Source organism: Kitasatospora sp. MAA4, from assembly GCF_029893355.1.
Taxonomy (GTDB): domain Bacteria; phylum Actinomycetota; class Actinomycetes; order Streptomycetales; family Streptomycetaceae; genus Kitasatospora.
The window spans coordinates 325757-344105 of record NZ_JARZAI010000002.1 but is presented as its reverse complement, the minus strand read 5'-3'; the positions used below and the strand labels follow the sequence as shown (position 1 = coordinate 344105).

Annotated in this window: 16 protein-coding genes; 11 read left to right on the top strand and 5 right to left on the bottom strand. The window is 71.8% G+C overall.

Going from position 1 to position 18349, the window contains the following annotated elements:
- Nucleotides 1-52 precede the first annotated feature (52 nt).
- On the bottom strand, nucleotides 53-1486 hold the full coding sequence (locus tag P3T37_RS03855; RefSeq protein WP_280721961.1) for a class I adenylate-forming enzyme family protein: 1434 nt from the start codon (nucleotides 1484-1486) through the stop codon (nucleotides 53-55).
- Between the two features lie 249 nt (nucleotides 1487-1735).
- On the bottom strand, nucleotides 1736-3049 hold the full coding sequence (locus tag P3T37_RS03850) for a PLP-dependent aminotransferase family protein (protein ID WP_280721960.1): 1314 nt from the start codon (nucleotides 3047-3049) through the stop codon (nucleotides 1736-1738).
- 86 nt (nucleotides 3050-3135) lie between these two features.
- Between P3T37_RS03850 and P3T37_RS03845 the strand changes: the two genes are divergently transcribed.
- From P3T37_RS03845 to P3T37_RS03835, 3 genes are read left to right on the top strand one after another with little or no spacing between them, the layout of a single operon-like run.
- Nucleotides 3136-4221, top strand: coding sequence for an alpha-hydroxy acid oxidase (locus P3T37_RS03845; protein ID WP_280721959.1), 1086 nt, complete (start codon nucleotides 3136-3138; stop codon nucleotides 4219-4221).
- 48 nt (nucleotides 4222-4269) lie between these two features.
- Entirely contained in the window at nucleotides 4270-4962 is a 693-nt protein-coding gene (locus P3T37_RS03840; RefSeq protein WP_280721958.1) for an SGNH/GDSL hydrolase family protein, read from the top strand.
- Nucleotides 4959-6029, top strand: coding sequence for a methyltransferase (locus P3T37_RS03835; RefSeq protein WP_280721957.1), 1071 nt, complete (start codon nucleotides 4959-4961; stop codon nucleotides 6027-6029). The genes P3T37_RS03840 and P3T37_RS03835 overlap by 4 nt, the downstream gene beginning before the upstream one ends.
- Before the next feature lie 95 nt (nucleotides 6030-6124).
- Here the strand turns inward: P3T37_RS03835 and P3T37_RS03830 are convergent, their stop codons facing one another.
- Complete coding sequence (locus tag P3T37_RS03830) at nucleotides 6125-6253, bottom strand: hypothetical protein (protein ID WP_280721956.1); 129 nt, start codon at nucleotides 6251-6253, stop codon at nucleotides 6125-6127.
- 78 nt (nucleotides 6254-6331) lie between these two features.
- Here P3T37_RS03830 and P3T37_RS03825 point away from each other — a divergent pair, with 78 nt between their 5' ends.
- From P3T37_RS03825 to P3T37_RS03810, 4 genes are all read left to right on the top strand, one after another.
- On the top strand, nucleotides 6332-6703 hold the full coding sequence (locus tag P3T37_RS03825; RefSeq protein WP_280721955.1) for a type VII secretion target: 372 nt from the start codon (nucleotides 6332-6334) through the stop codon (nucleotides 6701-6703).
- Nucleotides 6703-8469 (top strand): alpha/beta hydrolase, encoded by a 1767-nt coding sequence (locus tag P3T37_RS03820; RefSeq protein WP_280721954.1) that lies wholly within the window; start codon nucleotides 6703-6705, stop codon nucleotides 8467-8469. Before P3T37_RS03825 ends, P3T37_RS03820 begins: the two co-directional genes overlap by 1 nt.
- 5 nt (nucleotides 8470-8474) lie before the next feature.
- Nucleotides 8475-9083, top strand: a complete 609-nt coding sequence (locus P3T37_RS03815; RefSeq protein WP_280721953.1) for a hypothetical protein — start codon at nucleotides 8475-8477, stop codon at nucleotides 9081-9083.
- Nucleotides 9084-9165: 82 nt separating this feature from the next.
- Nucleotides 9166-9705 carry an NAD(P)H-dependent oxidoreductase gene (locus tag P3T37_RS03810; protein WP_280721952.1) on the top strand — a complete coding sequence of 180 codons (540 nt, stop codon included), beginning with the start codon at nucleotides 9166-9168 and terminating at the stop codon, nucleotides 9703-9705.
- Here P3T37_RS03810 and P3T37_RS03805 read toward each other — a convergent pair.
- Entirely contained in the window at nucleotides 9702-10706 is a 1005-nt protein-coding gene (locus tag P3T37_RS03805; RefSeq protein ID WP_280721951.1) for a LacI family DNA-binding transcriptional regulator, read from the bottom strand. The genes P3T37_RS03810 and P3T37_RS03805 overlap by 4 nt on opposite strands.
- 199 nt (nucleotides 10707-10905) lie before the next feature.
- Between P3T37_RS03805 and P3T37_RS03800 the strand changes: the two genes are divergently transcribed.
- From P3T37_RS03800 to P3T37_RS03785, 4 genes are read left to right on the top strand one after another with little or no spacing between them, the layout of a single operon-like run.
- Nucleotides 10906-11715, top strand: coding sequence for an ATP-binding cassette domain-containing protein (locus P3T37_RS03800; RefSeq protein WP_280721950.1), 810 nt, complete (start codon nucleotides 10906-10908; stop codon nucleotides 11713-11715).
- A complete protein-coding gene (locus P3T37_RS03795; RefSeq protein ID WP_280721949.1) occupies nucleotides 11712-12704 on the top strand; it encodes an ABC transporter permease in 993 nt (330 codons plus the stop codon). The genes P3T37_RS03800 and P3T37_RS03795 overlap by 4 nt, the downstream gene beginning before the upstream one ends.
- Nucleotides 12705-12723: 19 nt before the next feature.
- The gene (locus P3T37_RS03790) at nucleotides 12724-13707 is read left to right on the top strand and encodes an ABC transporter substrate-binding protein (protein WP_280721948.1); all 984 of its coding nucleotides are present in this window, start codon (nucleotides 12724-12726) and stop codon (nucleotides 13705-13707) included.
- Nucleotides 13708-13743: 36 nt separating this feature from the next.
- Complete coding sequence (locus P3T37_RS03785; protein ID WP_280721947.1) at nucleotides 13744-17352, top strand: GH92 family glycosyl hydrolase; 3609 nt, start codon at nucleotides 13744-13746, stop codon at nucleotides 17350-17352.
- On the opposite strand, the gene P3T37_RS03780 is transcribed toward P3T37_RS03785, so the two are convergent.
- Nucleotides 17342-18316, bottom strand: coding sequence for a helix-turn-helix domain-containing protein (locus P3T37_RS03780; protein WP_280721946.1), 975 nt, complete (start codon nucleotides 18314-18316; stop codon nucleotides 17342-17344). The two genes, P3T37_RS03785 and P3T37_RS03780, sit on opposite strands and share 11 nt — an antisense overlap.
- Nucleotides 18317-18349: the final 33 nt, after the last annotated feature.

Sequence of the window (18349 nt, the reverse complement as noted above, 5' to 3'; positions counted from 1 at the left end):
GACGGCCGCGCCCGGTCGCCCCGCCGTGGCGGGGTGGGTGGCGCTGCGGGGATCAGGAGGAGGGGTGCTCGGCGGCGGCCCGGCGCAGGGCGGCCGGGTCGCGCAGGGTCTTGCCGGTGGTGGTGCGCGGGAGAGCGGGCAGCACATGGAGTCGCCGGGGGCGCTTGTAGGGCGCCAACTCCCGGACGAGAGAGGCCTGCACGCTCTCCGCAGTGGTTCCCTGGAGCGCCAGGTAGGCGTCGATCCCGCCCGTGCCGACACTGTCGAAGACGACCACGGCCTCGGCCACGCCGGGCAGCGCGGTCACCGTCCGCTCGACCTCGGTCAGGTCGACCTTGAGGCCGCCGATCGAGATCTGCGAGTCGAGTCGGCCCAGCAGGGTCAGCAGGCCGCTCTGCGGGTCGACGGTCGCGGCGTCCCGGGTGTGCAGCCAGCCGTCCGCCCAGCGTGTCGGGTCGGTGTGGCCGAGGTAGGGGGAGGCGGCGGCCGCGATCAGCAACTCGCCGTTCCGAAGCTTCAGTTCCATGCCGTCGGCCGGTTCGACCGCGGGGTGGTGGCGGCCGGTGAGATCGGTGGCGATCATGCCGAGCTCGGTCATCCCGAACATGGTGCCGAGCGGGACGCCGTAGCGGTCGGCGAAGGCGGCCTGCAGGCCGGGGCGGGTCAGCTCGCCCGCCACGATCATCCGCCGCAACTGCGGGAAGCGCCCTTGGGCGGGGTCGCCTTGGGCGGCGAGGAGTTCGGCATGGAAGGGGACGCCGAGCACCGTGGTCGGCCGCTCGTCGGCGGCCACCGCATCCAGGATGCCGGTGCCGGTCAGTCGCTCGGGGAAGTCCAGCCGGACGCCGGCGTGCAGGCACTGCAGCAGCCCGCCGACCAGGCCCAGCACGTGCACGACGGAGGCGAGCAGCACCATCCGCTCGCCGCGCGCCGGGTAGTCGGGGAGGCGGTCGTAGCGGGCGAGTTCGGCGATCAGGTCCTGCGGCGTGCGGGCGATGACCTTGCTCGGGCCGGTCGATCCGGAGCTCAGCTGGACCAGGCAGTGCCCGCTCGCCGCCGGCCGGCCGCCGGGCCGCCGGTCGGCGAGCGCGTCGACCTCGCTGTAGCCGCGCAGGGCCGCGCCGCCGGTCCGCGCGGCCGTCACGACGACCTCGGGAGCCAGCCGGTCGAGCGCCCGGTCGACCTCGGCCTGCGTCAACCGGTGGTCGAGCAGGCTCACTTGGGCACCGATCCGCCAGGCGGCAAGCAGGACGGCGATGTACGTCAGCGAGGGCGGCAACCGGAGCGTGACCGTACCGCCGGACTCAACTCCCGCTAGGGATAAACGTTTCTGCTGCTCACCAACCAGGTCGAGCAGCCCCGCACGGGTCACGATCCGGCCCATCCGCAGACACGGTTCGTCCGCCGGACCGGCGAGCAGGTAGTGGTCGACCCAGCCGTCCTGCGGCGGGACTCCCGATGGGCGAGGTGCGGCGGAACCCAACATCGCGTCTCCCGGATAAGGATGCGATCGGCAGGCGCGAAGCCAGGTTTGGCTGTCTCGCGCCGTAAAATTCCCACACCCGACCGGGCTGGTCAAGGCTCCTTGTGATGAGGATCTGTGCCATCGGGAGCACGCGGTGAAGGTCCGCACGAGGTGAACTCCACCGTGACACATGCCGTGATCTGGGACCTGTTTTGCGGGCGGGGCCGCGGGGTAGCACGGCACCGGATGAGGGGGCGGGGGCCCGTGAGGTCAGGCACCGGCCACGAAGTCGGCGAATCTCCTTACCCCGTCGTCGATCTGATCCATACTCAAGTAACTGCACGAAAGGCGAAGTTGATGTTCACCTCCGCCGCCCGGGTAGAAGGATTCCATCGGTGTCCAGAGCACTCCGTAGTCGCGCGCGGAGCGCTCCAGCGCCTGATTGTCCGCGCGGAAGCGGACGTTGACGGTCAGGAAGAACCCGCCGTCGGGCCGGTTCCAGCTCAGACCCAGCGCCTCGCGCCGGCCCCTGGGCAGGTGCAGCTCCAACTGCCGCAGCAGGGTGTCGAGATTGCGGCGATAGAAGGCGATGGCCGCGCCGTTGGTCTCGCGCAGCCGGAAGCCGCTCTCGATCAGCAGGCCGCCGATCACCGCCTGGCTCAGCGCCGGGGTGTTGACCGTCGTCATGCTCTTGATCTTGGAGAGCTCCTCGGCCAGCAGGCTGCGCCGCCCGTCCGGCGCGGCCACCTCCTGGTCGGCCAGCACATAGCCGACCCGGGCGCCGGGGAACGCCGTCTTGGCGAAGGAGCCCAGATGGATCACCCGGCGGTCCCGGTCCAGGGACTTCAGCGTCGGGCGGGGCTCGCCCTCCCGGACGAAGAAGCCGTACGGATTGTCCTCCAGGATCAGCAGATCGTGCTCCGCCGCCACCTCCAGCAGCCGGTGCCGTGCGGCCACCCCCAGGCTGACGCCGGATGGATTGCCGAAGTCCGGTACCAGGTACAGCGCGCGCGGCCGCTTGCCGGCCGCCCGCAGCCGCGCGGCGGTGGCCGCCACCAGCTCCGGGTCCAGGCCCTGCGGACCCTCGCGGACCGGCTCGACCGGGATGTCCAGCAGCCGGGCCGCACCCGTGGCGCCCACGTAGCAGGGCGAGTTGACCATCAGCACGTCGTCGGCGTCGGCGAACAGCGCGCGCAGCACCAGCAGCATGCCCTCCTGGCAACCGACCGTCACCACCACGGCCTCGGGCGCGATCCGGATGCCCTCGTCGTTCTCCAGGGTCCGGGCCACCAGCGCGTGGATCTGGCCGTTGGTACGCCCGTACTGGAAGAGGGCGGTCCTGACCTGCTCCGGGCTCTGGCCCAACTCCTCGGTCAGGTAGGCGGTGTAGACGTTCAGGTGGCGCTCGATCGCGGCGACGTCGAAGAGCCCCTCGTACGGGCGCCCGGGAGCGAAGGAGACCGCCTGCGGGAAGCGCTGGGTCACCTCGTTGAGGAAGTTCATCGCGTCCAGCAGCGGATCGCTGAGCGAGGCGTGCAGCGCGCTGAGGTCCAGCGGCCTGGTGCGGCGGGCCTGGGTCGCCACGGGCGTCCTTTCCAAGGCGTGGGAAGTGATCCGAACTCGGCTGCGGCACATGCTAGATCAGGCATCGGGAAGAAAAGGGTGACACCGTGCAGCTGTTGAGCGTGGACGAGTACGAGGCCCCGGCACGCGGGCAACTGCCCGCCGACGTCTGGGCGTTCCTGGCCGGCGGGAGCGGCAGCGAGTCGCTGATCGGCGGCGCGCGGCGGGCCTGGGACCGGATCAGGCTCCGGCCCTCCGTCCTGGTCGACGTCACCCGGTGCGACCCGGCCACCACCCTGCTGGGCGGCGCGCTGGCGGCACCGATGGGCGTGGCGCCGATGGCCTACCACCGGCTCTGCCACCCCGTGGGCGAGGTCGCCAGCGCCCGGGCGGCCGGCGAGCAGGGCGCGCTCTACATCGCCGCGATGTTCGCCAGCCGCACCCTGGAGGAGATCGCCGAGGCCACCAGCGGCCCGTACTGGTTGCAGCTCTACTGGCTGCGGCAGCGCGAACTGCTGCTCGGCCTGGTCGAACGGGCCGAGGCGGCCGGCTACGGCGCCCTGGTGCTCACCGTGGACGCCCCCCGGGTGGCCCGCCGACTGCGCGACCTGCGCCACGGTTTCGCGCTGCCCGACCACATCCGGGCGGTCAACCTGGACCCGTCCGTGATGGCCGCCACGCACGGCAGCCGGCCCGGTGAGTCCGGCATAGCCCGGCACTCCCGGGAGCAGTTCGACGCCTCGATCACCTGGGCCGACCTCGGCTGGCTGCGCGAGCGGACCCGGCTGCCGCTCGTACTCAAGGGCATCCTGACCGCCGAGGACGCCCGGCGGGCGGTGGCGCACGGCGCGGCGGGCATCGTGGTCTCCAACCACGGCGGCCGCCAACTGGACCACGCGGTACCGAGCGTGGAAGCACTGCCGGAGATCGCGGACGCCGTCGCCGGGCAGTGCGCCATCCTGGTGGACGGCGGCATCCGGTCCGGGGTCGACGTACTGAAGGCACTCGCACTGGGCGCCGACGCGGCCCTGATCGGCCGCCCGGTGCTCTGGGGGCTGGCCTGCGGCGGGCAGGCGGGCGCGGCCGCCGTGCTGGGCCTGCTGCGGGAGGAGCTGACGGAGGCGATGGTGCTGTCCGGCCGCCCGACCGTCGGCGCCGTCGACCGTTCCCTACTCTCCCTCCACCCAGCGTAGTTCAGCGTTTGAGAAGCAACCGCAGAAGGGAACACACCCTCCATGCCCATGCCCAGAGCCCTGACACCCGGCGAAACCGCCGATCCGTACTGCCTGCGCGACGGAGAGGCGGCGGCCCTGCTCGCCGGGCACCCCTGGCAGCGCTTCGCGGTGCTCGGCGACAGCATCGCCGAGGGCCTCGGCGAGCCCAGCCCCGGCTACCCGGACGAGCCCTGGGCCGACCGGATCGCCGCCGAACTCGCCGCGCTGCGACCGGGCTTCGCGTTCCACAACTTCGGCTACCGCAACACCCGCTCGGAGCAGGTTCGGACCGAACAGCTCGACGAGGCCCGCGCGTTCGGCCCCGACCTCGCCCTGGTCGCCTGCGGCGGCTACAACCTGCTCGCCCGCTCCTACGACGCCGACGCCGTCGAGGCGGATCTGCGGGCCATCGTCGAGGGCCTGCAAGCCGGCGGGGCCACGGTGATCACCGTGAGCATGTTCGACGGCTCGAACTCCCCCGCCGTGCCCGAGGAGTTCCGCCCCGCGCTGCGCACCCGGCTGCACGACCTGGCCGACCGCACCCAGCGGATGGCCGCGCAGCTGGGCACCGTACAGGTGAGCCTGATCGGCCACCCGGCGTCCAAGGAGGCCGATCTCTACAGCGCGGACGGCCGGCACGGTACCCGGCGCTCGCACGCCATCGCCGCCGCCGAGACCATCCGCGGCCTCGGCGCCCGGCTGCGCGGCGAGCAGTCGTGACGCAGCCCGCACCCGCGGCTGACCAGCAGCCCGGAATCGCTGAACGCGCTGCCCTGTTCTCGGTGTTGACCGGCGGCTGGATCGCCCAGGCCTGCTACGCGATCGCCAAACTCGGCATCCCCGACCTGCTCGCCGAGGCCCCGCGCACCGTGGACGACCTCGCCGCCGCCTGCGGCGCCGACCCGCGCGCCCTGCACCGCACCCTGCGCGCCCTGAGCGCGAGCGACCTGCTGCGCGAGAGCCCGCCGCGCACCTTCGCCCTCACCCCCACCACCCGCCTGCTCTGCTCGGACTACCGCCGCTCCAGCCGGCCCACCGCGCTGATGTTCGGCGAGGAGGTGCACGGAGCCTTCGGCGAGATCCTGCACACCCTGCGCACCGGCCGGCCCGCCTTCGAGCGGCTGCACGACGTCCCGTTCTACGACTACCTCGGCGAACACCCGCAGGCCGCCGCCACCTTCCACGCCGCGATGGGCGCCGCCGCCGTCCCGGCCGCGCTCGCCGCCTGCGACCTGCGCGGTCTCGGCACTGTCGTCGACATCGGCGGCGGCGAGGGCGGGCTGCTCGCGAAGGTCCTCGCCCGCCACCGCGCAGCGCGCGGCGTCCTGGTGGACCTACCGGAGTCGATCGACCTGGCCCGCACCCGCCTCACCGAAGCCGGCCTCGCCGACCGCGTCGACTTCGTCCCCGGCAGCTTCTTCGACGAGAAGACCGTCCCACCCGGCGCCGACCTCTACATCCTCTCGCGCGTCCTGCACAACTGGGACGACCCCAGCGCCGCCACCATCCTGCGCCGCGTCCGCGAGGCCATCCCGCCCGACGGCCGCCTGCTCGTCTTCGAGTACCTGGAGGACCAGGACGAGCCCCCCACCACCCGCCCCACCCGCTTCGCCGCCCAGGCCAAACTGATCGACCTCCTGATGCTCGTCATGGTCGACGGCCACGACCGCACCCTCGCCCAGTACCGCACCCTCCTCACGGCCGCCGGCTTCGCCATCCGCTCAATCCACCCCGCCCCCACCCACGCCTCCCGCAGCGAAACCGCAATCGAGGCGGTCCCGGTGTAGAACGAACGGTCGCCTGATGCCAAGCTCGAACCGTGGAACCGCTGCGCCATACGGGCGAACGCCGTTCCAGCGCAACTGCGGAGGCCAGCTACCGGTTACGCCTCCAGACCCGCCGTCAGCACCGCGTCCGGGGCGCGTCCCACCCCTACCGGCGGACGCTCCAACTGATAGTTGGCGATCCCGCACGGCATAGCCTCGGCACCCCAGGTGATTACCATATTCATCCCATTTTCATCCTTACGATAGGCTGACTTCTCAATGCTCTGAGTTACAGCCGAGTCGTGTATTGCCGAGGGGGAGACATGGGGAACGCAAGTGTTGGCGGAGGCGGTGTAGGCACAGCTGGCCCACCATCCTTCGCAGTTGATCCGGCTGACCTGGACGCCGCGGCGAAGGTCGCCCACGACACCGGCGCAGCGATGCCCAACGAGTTGAAGACCGTCCAGCAGCCATCCGACGATGCCGTAGCAGGTTTGCTCGGCTGGCAGACATCCGGCTCGCTCAGCAGCTGCACCGCTGCCTGGGAGGACTGCCTGCGCGCCCTGGGTTCCGAGGTCGACGGCGTTGGCGACAAGCTGGGCAAGACGGCTGCCACCTACCGCAACGCGGACACCAGCGCGGCGAACGCGTTCCCTGGTCTCAGCGCCGGCCGCTACGCCTTGGCAGGCAACTGATGGTCAGTCTCGCCGAGCTGCGTGAGGCCGACTTCGGCCCCCTGGACACCGTTGCCGCCGCCTACGACAAGCTCGCCGGCGATTTCCAGGGCCACGTCGACCAGATGGACACTCAGGTGGTCAAGCACCTCTTCGACGGCCGGTGGATCGGCACGGCCGCCGGTGCCGCCAACGCCTCGCTGCACACCACCAGTACCCGACTTGATGCAGCACACATCGAGATGTCGGCGATGGGTACCTTGCTGCGCGAGGCAGCCGACAGCTTCCGGCTGGCCCAGGGCAAGCTCCAGGAGGCCCTGCAGGATGCGCAGGACGGACACTTCACTGTGGCCGATGACGGGACGGTCTCCTGGCCGCCACCGGCGGCAGCCGAGCGGAAGGACCCGAACTACGACACGCCACAGCAGGGCAAGGCCATAGCCAACCGGATCAGCGACGCCGTCAATGAGGCGACTACCGCGGATGCGCGGATCGCCAAGCTGCTCGACGACCTGACGCAACGAGCCCGTACCGGTTCCGGCCTCGACATCGCACAGGCTCAGAAGGACCTGGGCGCAGTCACCCAGGCGGGGACGGACCTGCTCGCGGCCGGCTTCCCGTCGAAGGACGCCACATCCACGCAGGTCCTCTCCTGGTGGAACCAACTCACACCGGCCGAGCAGCAGCGCCTGATCGAGACCCACCCGGACCTGATCGGTAACCGGGACGGAATACCGTCGCTGGTCCGGGACCAGGCCAACCGGATCAACCTCACCAACCTGATCAACCAGTACGAACAGAAGCCAAGCCTTTCGGCCGACGACAAGACCAAGCTCGACGGCTTCAACAGGATCCAGAAGACGCTGAGCGACAATGTGGGCCAGCACCCACCAGCCCTGCTGCTCGGGATCAGCGACCAGGGCCAGGGACGCGGCATCCTCTCCTACGGCAACCCGGACACCGCGCAGAACGTCAGTGCCTACGTCCCCGGGCTCGGCACCACGCTCTCCAATGTGGGTGGCAAGGACGGCGACCGCGCACACAACGTCTGGCTCGCCGCGAAGAAGGCCGACCCGACCGCCACGACCGCTTCCATCGTCTGGCTCGGCTACGACCCGCCGCCCGGCCTGGACAGCGGTGACCCCAGCACGGCAGAGGTGATGCTCCCTGACCGGGCGGAGAAGGGCGCGGCATCCTATGACCAGTTCCTCAGCGGGCTACGTGCCACCCACCAGGGGGCACCGGCGCACCTCACCGCGCTGGGCCACAGCTACGGCTCCACCACGGTGGGCCTGGCGGCGCAGCGGCCGGGCGGCACCGGGGCCGACGACGTCATCCTGGTCGGCAGTCCCGGTACCGGGGCGGACAAGGCGTCCCAGCTCAATGTCGATCCTGGCCATGTCTGGGTTGGCGCAGCGAGAAACGACCCGGTGACCCACCTGCCTTCGAAGGCCGAGGCCGGCATCGACGGCACCGCCCTGGTCGCCGGCGGGCCAGTCCTCGGCACCGCCCTCGGAACCACCACGGACTGGATCTACAACCAGGCGGATCCCAACCAGTTGTGGTACGGGACGGATCCCGCCAGTGCGCAGTTCGGCGCCCAGCGGTTCGACGTGGCGGACGGCGCGCCCCTGTCCGTCGACTCCCACTCGCAGTACATGGACGCTCCGCAAAGCCCTGGCAGCACGTTGTCACCGACCGACGCCGCCAATCAGGACTCGATCACTAACATCGGTCAGATCGTGGCGGGCAAATACGACAATGTGAATCGAGTGGCTGGCCGATGACTCAGATGAACCAACTCGCGCGCTCTCTCGGCGTGGTGGCCGCTGCCATGGCGCTGGCCCTGAGCGCCAGCTCCTGCTCCCCCACCGCCGGGAACCCCCATGGATCCCCCCAGTCCCAGAAGGCCCTGATGACACCCGACCAGGCGCGCCAGAAGCTCCTCACACTGCTCGACGACTCGATGTCCGACATCAAGCCGCCGCTGAAGTACTGGGACGCCTGGCCCGAGTCGAGCGAGCAGGACGGCGGCTACGCAACCGCCGCGCAGAACCGGTACATCATGACCAAGGTGTCCAAGGCCAAGTTCGGGGCGCTGCTGGGCCTGTTGGAACGCAGCTGGAAAGCCAAGGGATACAGCATCGAGTCGATCAACCCCCACCAGCCGGCGATGTTCGCCGACATCCCGGGCGGTTCAAGCGTCGGCATCACCATCGGAGCCGCGGACAACATCGCCTTCCAGGTCGTAGTCGGTCCGATCCCGGATCTCGACAGCCACGACGCGTTCGGCATCCCCAGCCCGCAGCCGACCATGTCCAATGGAGACCCGGACATGATCCCGAAGTACGACGACCCGTTCTGGTCGAGCGACCAGCCGGCGGCGACCCCGAGCCCCTGAGCGCCCTGGATTTCCCTGGCACCGGTCGGCAGGCGGCTGTCCGTTCTGTCGTACCCGCACCGCGTCCGGGTAGGTTGGGGTGATGTTGACGACTCCTCGGATCCTGCTGATCTCCGGAAGCCTGCGGACCGGCTCCTCCAACGAGGCGGTGCTGCGGACCGCCGAGGCACTCGCCCCGACCCGTACCGCGATGTACAACGGGCTCGCTGCGCTGCCGCACTTCAACCCGGACGACGACACCGATCCCCTCCCGGCCCCGGTGGCCGAGTTGCGGGCCGCGATCGGCGAGGCGAGCGCGTTGCTGATCTGCGCTCCGGAGTACGCGGGCACGCTGCCGGGTTCGTTCAAGAACCTGCTGGACTGGACGGTCGGCGGCACCGAGATCTCCGACAAGCCGGTGGCCTGGGTGAACGCGGCGGCCCCCGGTCGCGGTCAGGGCGCCGAGGCCACGCTGCGCGCGGTGCTCGGCTATACGGGTGCGGCCGTTCTCGAGGCGGCCTGCGTGCGGATCCCGGTGGACCGCGGGGCAGTTGGCGTGGACGGGGTGATCACGGACCCGGCGGTGCGCGGGCGGCTCGCCGAGGTGCTGGAGCTGCTGGCCACCGCAGCCCAGCAGCCCTAGGGTCCCAACTCGCCGCTGCCGCGCGGGATCAGGCGGGTGGGGAGTTCGATCAGCTGGGGTCGGCCCTGCTCGCCGGACAGCCGGCGGAAGAGGAGCTGTGCCGCCGTGCGGCCGAGCCGGATCGGGTCCTGGGCGACGACGGTGACCGGGGTGGCGAGCAGGTCGGCGAGTTCGAAGTCGTCGAAGCCGACCAGGGCCGGGCGGTGCGGACGGGTTCCCCACTCGCGCAGGACGGCGACGCTGGTCCGGTTGTTGCCGCACATCAGGGCGGTGACCGGCCAGCGGCCGGCGAGCATCCGGTCCAGGGCGAGCCGGATGCCGATCGGGTCGGGGCCGCCCATCGAGACCCAGTGCTCCCGCACCTCGCAGCCGGCCTCCGCCATCGCCTGCCGGTAGCCGTCGAGGCGTTCGGCTGCGGTGAAGATGCCCGGCAGGTCGCCGAGGTAGCCGATCCGGCGGTGGCCCTGGCGCAGCAGGTGGTCGACGCCGGTGCGGCTGCCGCCGCGGTTGTCGCTGAGCACCGCGTCCGCCTCCAGGCCCGGCAGCGGGCGGTCCACCGCGACCACGGCGGTGCCGGCCGCCATCTCCTGTGCCAGGTAGCCGTGTTCGGCGGCGGTGGGGACCACGATCAGGCCGTCGACCCGGCGCGCGCAGAAGGCCAGCGCCAGCTCGCGTTCGCGTTCGGGGTCTGCGGCGGAGGAGCCGGTGAAGAGCAACGAGCCGTGGGCGCGAGCCACTTCTTCCACCGCGCGGTGCAGCATCGAGGAGAACGGGTCCGACACGTCGTCCAGGACGAGCCCGACGCTGCTGGTGTGGCGCCCCTGGCGCAGCAGCCGGGCGCTGTCGTTGCGCCGGAAGCCGAGCTGCGCGACGGCCCGGCGGACCCGCTCCGCGGTGTCCTCGCGCACCCCGGGCTCGCCGTTGACCACTCTCGACACCGTCTTGAGCCCCACGTCGGCCGCCGCCGCGACGTCCTTCATGGTCGGCCGAACGGTCGCCATTGGTGCCGCCTCTCTGACAACGTTGCCGGGAGTTTAACCACAGAGCATCCGATCAGGCGTCAATTCTGCATTCCACACGCCTACTTGTGCACCCCACGCGCCCCGGGCGTGACGGTCGAAAGCCTTGACAGCCACCCTGCTCCCGTGAGTACATGCCAAGCGCGACAACGTTGTCCAGTGAGTCCAGCGAGGAGGAACGGTGTCCCACCCCCTCTTGGAGGCCCGGCGACTCGTCAAGACCTACGGCCAGGTGCACGCCCTGAGCGGCGCCGACTTCGCCGTCCACCCGGGCGAAGTGGTGGCCCTGGTCGGCGACAACGGCGCGGGCAAGTCGACCCTGGTCAAGACGCTGGTCGGGGCGATCGCCCCGGACGGCGGGGAGATCCTGCTGGACGGGAAGCCGACGTCGTTCGGCGGCCCGCGCGACGCCCAGGCGCTCGGCATCGAGACCGTCTACCAGGATCTCGCGCTCGCCGCGGACCTGGACGCCGCGGCCAACCTCTTTCTCGGCCGCGAGCAGCTGCACGGCGGGCTGCTCGGCCTGCTCGGGGTCCTGGACAAGCGCGCGATGCGAGCCCGCGCCGTCGAGGCGTTCGGCGAACTCGGCATCGAGCTACGGGACATCGGCGCCCCGGTGGCCACCCTCTCCGGCGGCCAGCGGCAGAGCGTGGCGATCGCCCGCTCGGTGGCCTGGGCCTCGCGGATCGTCTTCATGGACGAGCCGACCGCCGCGCTCGGCGTGCTCCAGCGCGGCCGGGTGCTCGACCTGATCAGGAGGGTCCGGGACCGCGGCGTCTCGGTGGTGCTGATCAGCCACAACATGCCCGAGGTGCTGTCGGTGGCCGACCGGGTCGAAGTCCTGCGGCTGGGACGGCGGGTGGCGCGCTTCGCGGCGGCCGAGACCTCGCTGGAGGAGCTGGTCGCCGCGATGACCGGTGCGCTGGACACCCAACTCGACGCCCAACTCGACGCTCAGGACGACGCTCAGGACGAGGGAGACCCGCGATGACCGACCTGCGCGAGGCGGCGCAGCGCCTGCGCGGCCAGAACACCGTCTGGACCTTCCTGGTGCTGGCGGCCCTGGTGGCGGTCTTCTCGGCGCTGCGCCCCAACGCCTTCGCCACCGTCTTCGAGTTCCGCAGCATCGCGACCGAGTCGTCCATCCTGGTGCTGCTCGCGGTCGGCCAGACCTTCGTGATCGTCACCGCCGGGATCGACCTCTCGGTCGGCTCGGTGCTGATCTTCTCCGGCGTGATCGCCGCCCGCACCATGAACGCACTGGACAGCGGCCCGCAGGCGGGCTGGGGCGTGATCGCGGCGGGCACGGCCGCGGGCCTGGCCGCCGGGCTGGCCTGGGGCTCGCTCAACGGCTTCCTGGTCGCCAAGGCCAAGGTCCCGCCGCTGATCGTCACGCTCGGGACGCTCGGCATGGCGCTGGGCATCGGCCAGATCCTCACCCACGGCGTGGACGTCGGCAACGTGCCGGACACGCTGACCAACTCCGTCGGCAGCGGCAGCGTGCTGGGCGTGCCCTGGCTGATCGTGATCGCCGTGCTGGTGGTGGCGGTCGCGGCGGCCGGGCTCGGACTGACCCGGTTCGGCCGCTACACCCGGGCGATCGGCTCCAACGCGGAGGCCGCGGGCCGGGTCGGCATCCGGGTCGACCGGCACCTGATCAAGGTGTACGCGCTCTCCGGCCTGCTGGCGGGCCTCGCCGGGGTGCTCAACCTGGCGCACTTCAGCAGCACCACGCTGACCAGCGGGACCCAGGACAACCTGAACGCGATCGCCGCCGTCGTGCTCGGCGGCACCAGCCTGTTCGGCGGCACCGGCTCGGTGATCGGCACGGTGATCGGCGTCTTCATCCCGGCAGTGCTGCAGAGCGGCTTCACCATCCTGCAGGTGCAGTCGTTCTGGCAGACCGTCGCGGTGGGCGCCGTCCTGGTGGCGGCCGTCTACTTCGACCAGCTGCGCCGCCGCCGACGCCAACTCAACTAGGTCCTACGAGGAGGTTCTGATGGTGTACCCCAGGAACTACCGGCTGCTCGGCGCGGCCGCCGTGCTCGCCCTCGCGGCGGTCACCGGCTGCTCCAGCAGCAGCGGTGGCGGCACCGGCAGCACGAGCATCGCGTTCATCGCCGGCAAGACCGGTGACCCGTTCTACATCACCATGAAGTGCGGGGCGAGCGCCGAGGCCAAGAAGCTCGGCTACGCGTTCAGCGCCACCGGGTCGGCCGACTGGAGCGTGCCCGAGCAGGTGAACGCGGTGAACAGCGTGGCCGCGAACCGCCCGAGCGGCGTGCTGATCTCGCCGGTGGACCCCAACTCGCTTGCCGCGCCGGTGAAGACGCTGCAGAGCGCGGGAGCAAAGGTGGCCATCGTGGACACCTCGCTCACCGACGCCTCGCTCGGCGTCACGCACATCTCGTCCAACAACGTGCAGGGCGGGCAGCAGGCCGCCGACACGATGGCCCAACTGCTGGGCAGCACGGGCGAGATCGTGGTGCTCACCCCCGACCTCACGACGACCACCACCAACGCCCGGATCCAGGGCTTCAAGCAGCAACTGGCCGCCAAGTACCCGGGCCTGACCATCGACGACGTCCGCCAGGTCGGCGACACCGCGCAGGGCGCGGCCTCCGCCGTCGGCGACGAACTGTCCGCGCATCCCGGCGTGAGCGGCATCTTCACCGCCAACTCGCAGACCGGGGAGGGCGTCGGCACCGGCCTGAAGAACGCCGGCAAGCAGGGCAAGGTCAAGGTGGTCTCCTTCGACGCCGGTCCCGAGCAGGTCCAGGCCCTGCAGAGCGGCTCGGTGGACGCGCTGATCTCCCAGGACCCGTACGGGATCGGGCAGCAGGCGGTCGACCAGCTGGGTAACGCGATCGGCAGGAAGCCGGTCACCGCCACCGTGCAGACCGATCTGGCGAGCATCACCCGGGACAACCTGAAGGACCCGGCCACCGCCCGCTTCCTCTACAAGGCCGACTGCACCGCCTGACCCAACTGTCCCCCAGGCTCCGGAAGAGGTCACCGAGTGCTCCGCCCCCTGCGCACGCTCCTGCTGGCCGGCGCCGTGCTGGCCGCCGTCACGCTCTCCCCAGCGGCGGCCACCGCCGACACCGCCAACGCGGTCGCCGACCCGGCCTCGCTGGTCGACCCGTTCGTCGGCACCGGCAGCGGCGGCGCCGTGGTCGGCCAGGTGGACACCTTCCCGGGCGCCGACGTGCCGTTCGGCATGCTGCAGTGGAGTCCCGACACCCCGTCCCGGCCGCCCGGCGGCGGCTACGACACGGCGGACTCCTCGATCACCGGCTTCAGCCTCACCCACCTCTCCGGACCCGGCTGCGCCATCGCCGGGGACTTCCCCTTCCTCCCGCTGACCGGCGCCCTGCCGGCCGACCCGAGCTCGGCCGCCGCGCCTTTCACGCATACGTCGGAGAGCGCCCAGCCGGGCTCGTACGCCACCACCGCCGGGGGCGTACGGACCGAGCTGGCCGCCACCGCGCGCACCGGCGTCGGCCGCTTCACCTTCCCCGCCACCGCGCAGGCGCAGCTGCTGGTGAAGGCCGCCTCCAGCGAGAACGGCGGCTCGGCCGCCGACCTGCGGACGGTCGGCGACCACGAGATCACCGGTTCCGTCACCAGCGGCCACTTCTGCGGCCAACCTGACACCTACACCGTGCACTTCGCCGCGGTCTTCGACCGACCGTTCACCGCCTCCGGCACCTGGGGTGGCCCGTCCTCGTCCGCCGTCCGGGTCGACCCGGGCAGCGGCAGCGTGGCGGTCAGCGGCGTCCAGCGGCCCGCCACCCAGCAGTTGACGAACACTCAGAACACTCAACACACCACCGCCAGCGGTGTGGTGGCGGGCGGCTGGCTCACCTTCGACACCCGCAGCAACCCGGTGGTCGGCATGCGGGTCGCCGTCTCGTACGTCAGCGTATCCGGCGCCGAAGCCAACCTCCGCAGTGATGACGGGAGTTGGAATGTGGCCAAGGTGGCCGGGCAGGCGAAGGCGCTGTGGAACCGGCAGCTGCGGGCCATCGCGATCGCCGGCGGCACCCGGACCCAGCAGGCGACCTTCTACACCGCGCTCTACCACTCCCTGCTGCACCCCAACCTGTTCAGCGACGCCGACGGGCGCTACCCGGGCTTCGACGGCGCGATCCACACCGCCTCCCCGGGCCACGCCCAGTACAGCAACTTCTCCGGCTGGGACATCTACCGCTCGCAGGTGCCGCTGCTGGCCAGGATCGCCCCCGCGCAGACCGCCGACATGGCGACCTCGCTGCTGAACGACGCCGACCAGGGCGGCTGGCTCCCCAAGTGGCCGGTGGCGAACGGCTACACGGGCGTGATGAACGGCGACCCGGCGGACCCGATCCTGGCGGACGCCTACGCCTTCGGCGCCCGCGGCTTCGACGCCGGCCGCGCCCTGCAGGCCATGGTGCACGGCGCGGAGAGCAGCGCCGGGCAGCCCGGCCAGGGCTGGTACGTGGAACGGCCGCACGGCGCCGACTACTTGAGCCGGGGCTACGTGCCCAACGTCGGCTCCGACTCGATCAGCCCGGTCCCCAACGGCGCCTCGGAAACCCTGGAGTACGCCCTCGCCGACTTCTCGATCGGCCAACTCGCCACCGCCCTGGGCCAACCGGCCACCGCCGACCGGTTCCTGCAGCGCTCGCAGAACTGGGCGAACCTCTTCGACACCGCCACCGGCTACATCCGGCCGCGCGACGCCGACGGAGCGTTCCCGCCGGGTCCGCCCGTGCAGACCGGTGCCGGCTTCGGCCAGAGCGGCTTCCAGGAGGGCAACGCCGCCCAGTACACCTGGATGGTGCCGCAGGACCTGCGCGGCCTGGTCGACGGCATGGGCGGCGACCAGGCCGCGGCCGCCCGCCTCGACCAGTACTTCACCCAGCTCAACGCGGGGCCCGACCAGCCCTACCACTGGCAGGGCAACGAGCCCGCGTTCGACACCCCGTGGGTGTACGACAGCATCGGGCAGCCCTGGAAGACCCAGTCCACCGTGCGCGCCGTCATGGACTCGCTCTACAACCTCACCCCCGGCGGCGAGCCCGGCAACGACGACCTCGGCGCGATGAGCTCCTGGTACGTGTGGGCGGCGCTGGGCGTCTACCCGCAGACCCCGGGCACCGCGACGCTGGTGCTCGGCAGCCCGCTCTTCCCGCACGCCGTCCTGCACGGCCCCGACGGCCACGACCTGACGATCAACGCCAACGGCGCCTCCAGCAGCGCCAGTTACGTCCAGCAGCTGGCCGTGGACGGGCACCCCTCGACGCACACCTGGGTGGACCTGAACCGCACCCGCCGCCTCGACTTCACCCTCGGCGCCAGCCCGGACACCCACTGGGGCACCGCCCCCGGCGACGCGCCACCGTCGTACGGCACCGGTCGGCCCGCCTTCCCGCCGACCACCCGCGCCGCGCTGACCGCCGCCCCCGCCCAGGTCAGGATCGCCCCCGGCGGCAGCGCCGCGGTGGCCGTCACGGTCGACAACACGGCCGGCAGCACGCCCGCGACCGTCAGCTGGCAGGCCGCCGCGCCGGCCGGCCTGACCGCGGGCCCGTCCGGCGCCACCGTCACCGCGCCACCCGGCGCGGACGCGACCACCTCCGTCACGCTCACCGCCGCCGCCGGCACGGCCACTGGCTACTACCAGGTCGCGCTGACCGGGCAGGCCGCCGACGGCGCGGTGCTGGCGCGCACCCACCTGCTGGTCACCGTCGCCCAGCCCGGGCAGAGCATCCCGACCGCCTACGTCTCCAACTACAGCGACAACACGGTCACCCCGGTCGACACCCGCACCCGCAACGCCGGTCCGCCGATCCCGGTCGGCAGCGGCCCCGACGGCCTGGCCACCGCCGCCGGGCACCTGTTCGTGGCGAACAACAACAGCAACGACGTCAGCGTGGTCGACCTCACCGACAACGCCGTCACCGCCGACGTCAAGGTCGGCACGGTCGCGGCCGACGTCGCACCGACCCCGGACGGAAGGACCGTCTGGGTCAGTGACTTCGGCGACGGCACGGTCCAGCCGATCGACACCGCGACGCTGACCGCCGGTCCCCCGGTGAAGGTCGGCACCCAGCCCGAACGGCTGCGGGTGCGCCCCGGCGGCGGCGAGCTCTGGGTGGCCGACCAGGGCGACGGCACGGTCAGCGTGGTCGACCTCGCCAGCAGGACGGTGACCCACACCGTCGCGGTCGGCGCCGCGCCCTTCGGCGTGGCCTTCGCCCCGGACGGCAGCCGCGCCTACGTCACCGACAACGGCGCGGGCACGGTCTCGGTGATCGACACCGGCAGCTACCAGGTGCTCGCCACCGTCCCGGTCGGCTCCGGTCCCGAGTACGTCGCCGTCGCACCGGACGGCCGCACCGCGTACGTCGCGGCGAGCGGCGCGGGCGGCGTCACCCCGATCGACACCGCGACCGACACCGCGGGCCCGCTGATCCCCACCGGCTCCGGCGCCTACGCGCTGGCCTTCGCCCCGGACGGCGGCCTGCTGTGGGCGGTGGACTCCAACGTCAACGAGATCAGGCCGGTCGACCCGGCCACCGCGGCCGCCGGCCCGGCGATCACCGTCGGCAACGTCCCCGACGGCATCGCCGTCACCGGCTGACGGCAGGTGTTCCCCGGAACGTGCGCCGGTAGGCCCCCGGTGAGGTGCTGATCGCGGCGTGCAGGTGCTGGCGCAGCGTGGCGTCCGTGCCGAAGCCCACCCGCTGCGCGATCCGGCCCACCGGGAGGTCGCTGCTCTCCAGCAACTGCCGGGCCAGGTCGACGCGTTGCTGGATGAGCCACTGCCCGGGGCTGAGCCCGGTCTCGGCCCGGAAGCGCCGGGTGAAGGTGCGCCGGCTCATGCCCGCGTGCCCCGCCAGCTCCTCCAGTCCGAGCGGCTCGTGCAGCCGGTCCAGCGCCCAGGCGCGCGTCCGGGACGTCCCGGCCTCCGTACTCACGGGCACCGGCCGCTGCACGTACTGCGCCTGGCCGCCCTCGCGCTGCGGCGGGACCACCAGGCAGCGGGCCACGAAGGTGGCGACGGCGCTGCCGTGGTCCTCCCGGATCACGTGCAGCATCAGGTCGATGCCCGCCGCCGCACCGGCCGAGGTCAGTACCCGGCCGGCGTCCACGAACAGCACGTCGGGCGCCAACGCGACCTCGGGATACAGCCGTTGGAACCGGTCGGCGTGGTGCCAGTGGGTGGCGGCGGGCCTGCCGTCCAGCAGTCCCGCCGCCGCCAGCAGGTAGGTGGCGATGCAGATGCCGACGATCCGGGTCCCGGGCCCGATCAGCGCCAGCGCCTCGACCGTCCGGCGCGGCAGCGCGGAGCGGTCGGTGATCTCGACGAACTCCTCAGAGGCGGGGATCACCACGGTGTCCGCCCCGGCCAGCACCGACGCGTCGTGCTCGACGGCGATCGAGTAGTCGGCACAGGTGCGGACCGGGCGCCCGTCCAGCGAGCAGGTGACCACCTCGTAGAGCGGTCGGCCCTCGGGATCGAGGGCGGCTCCGAGGAACCGCGAAGGCAGGCTCAACTCGAACGGAATGACCCCGTCCAGGGCCAGGACCACGACACGATGCATGGCCCGATCCTTGCACATCATGGCCTTCGGGCC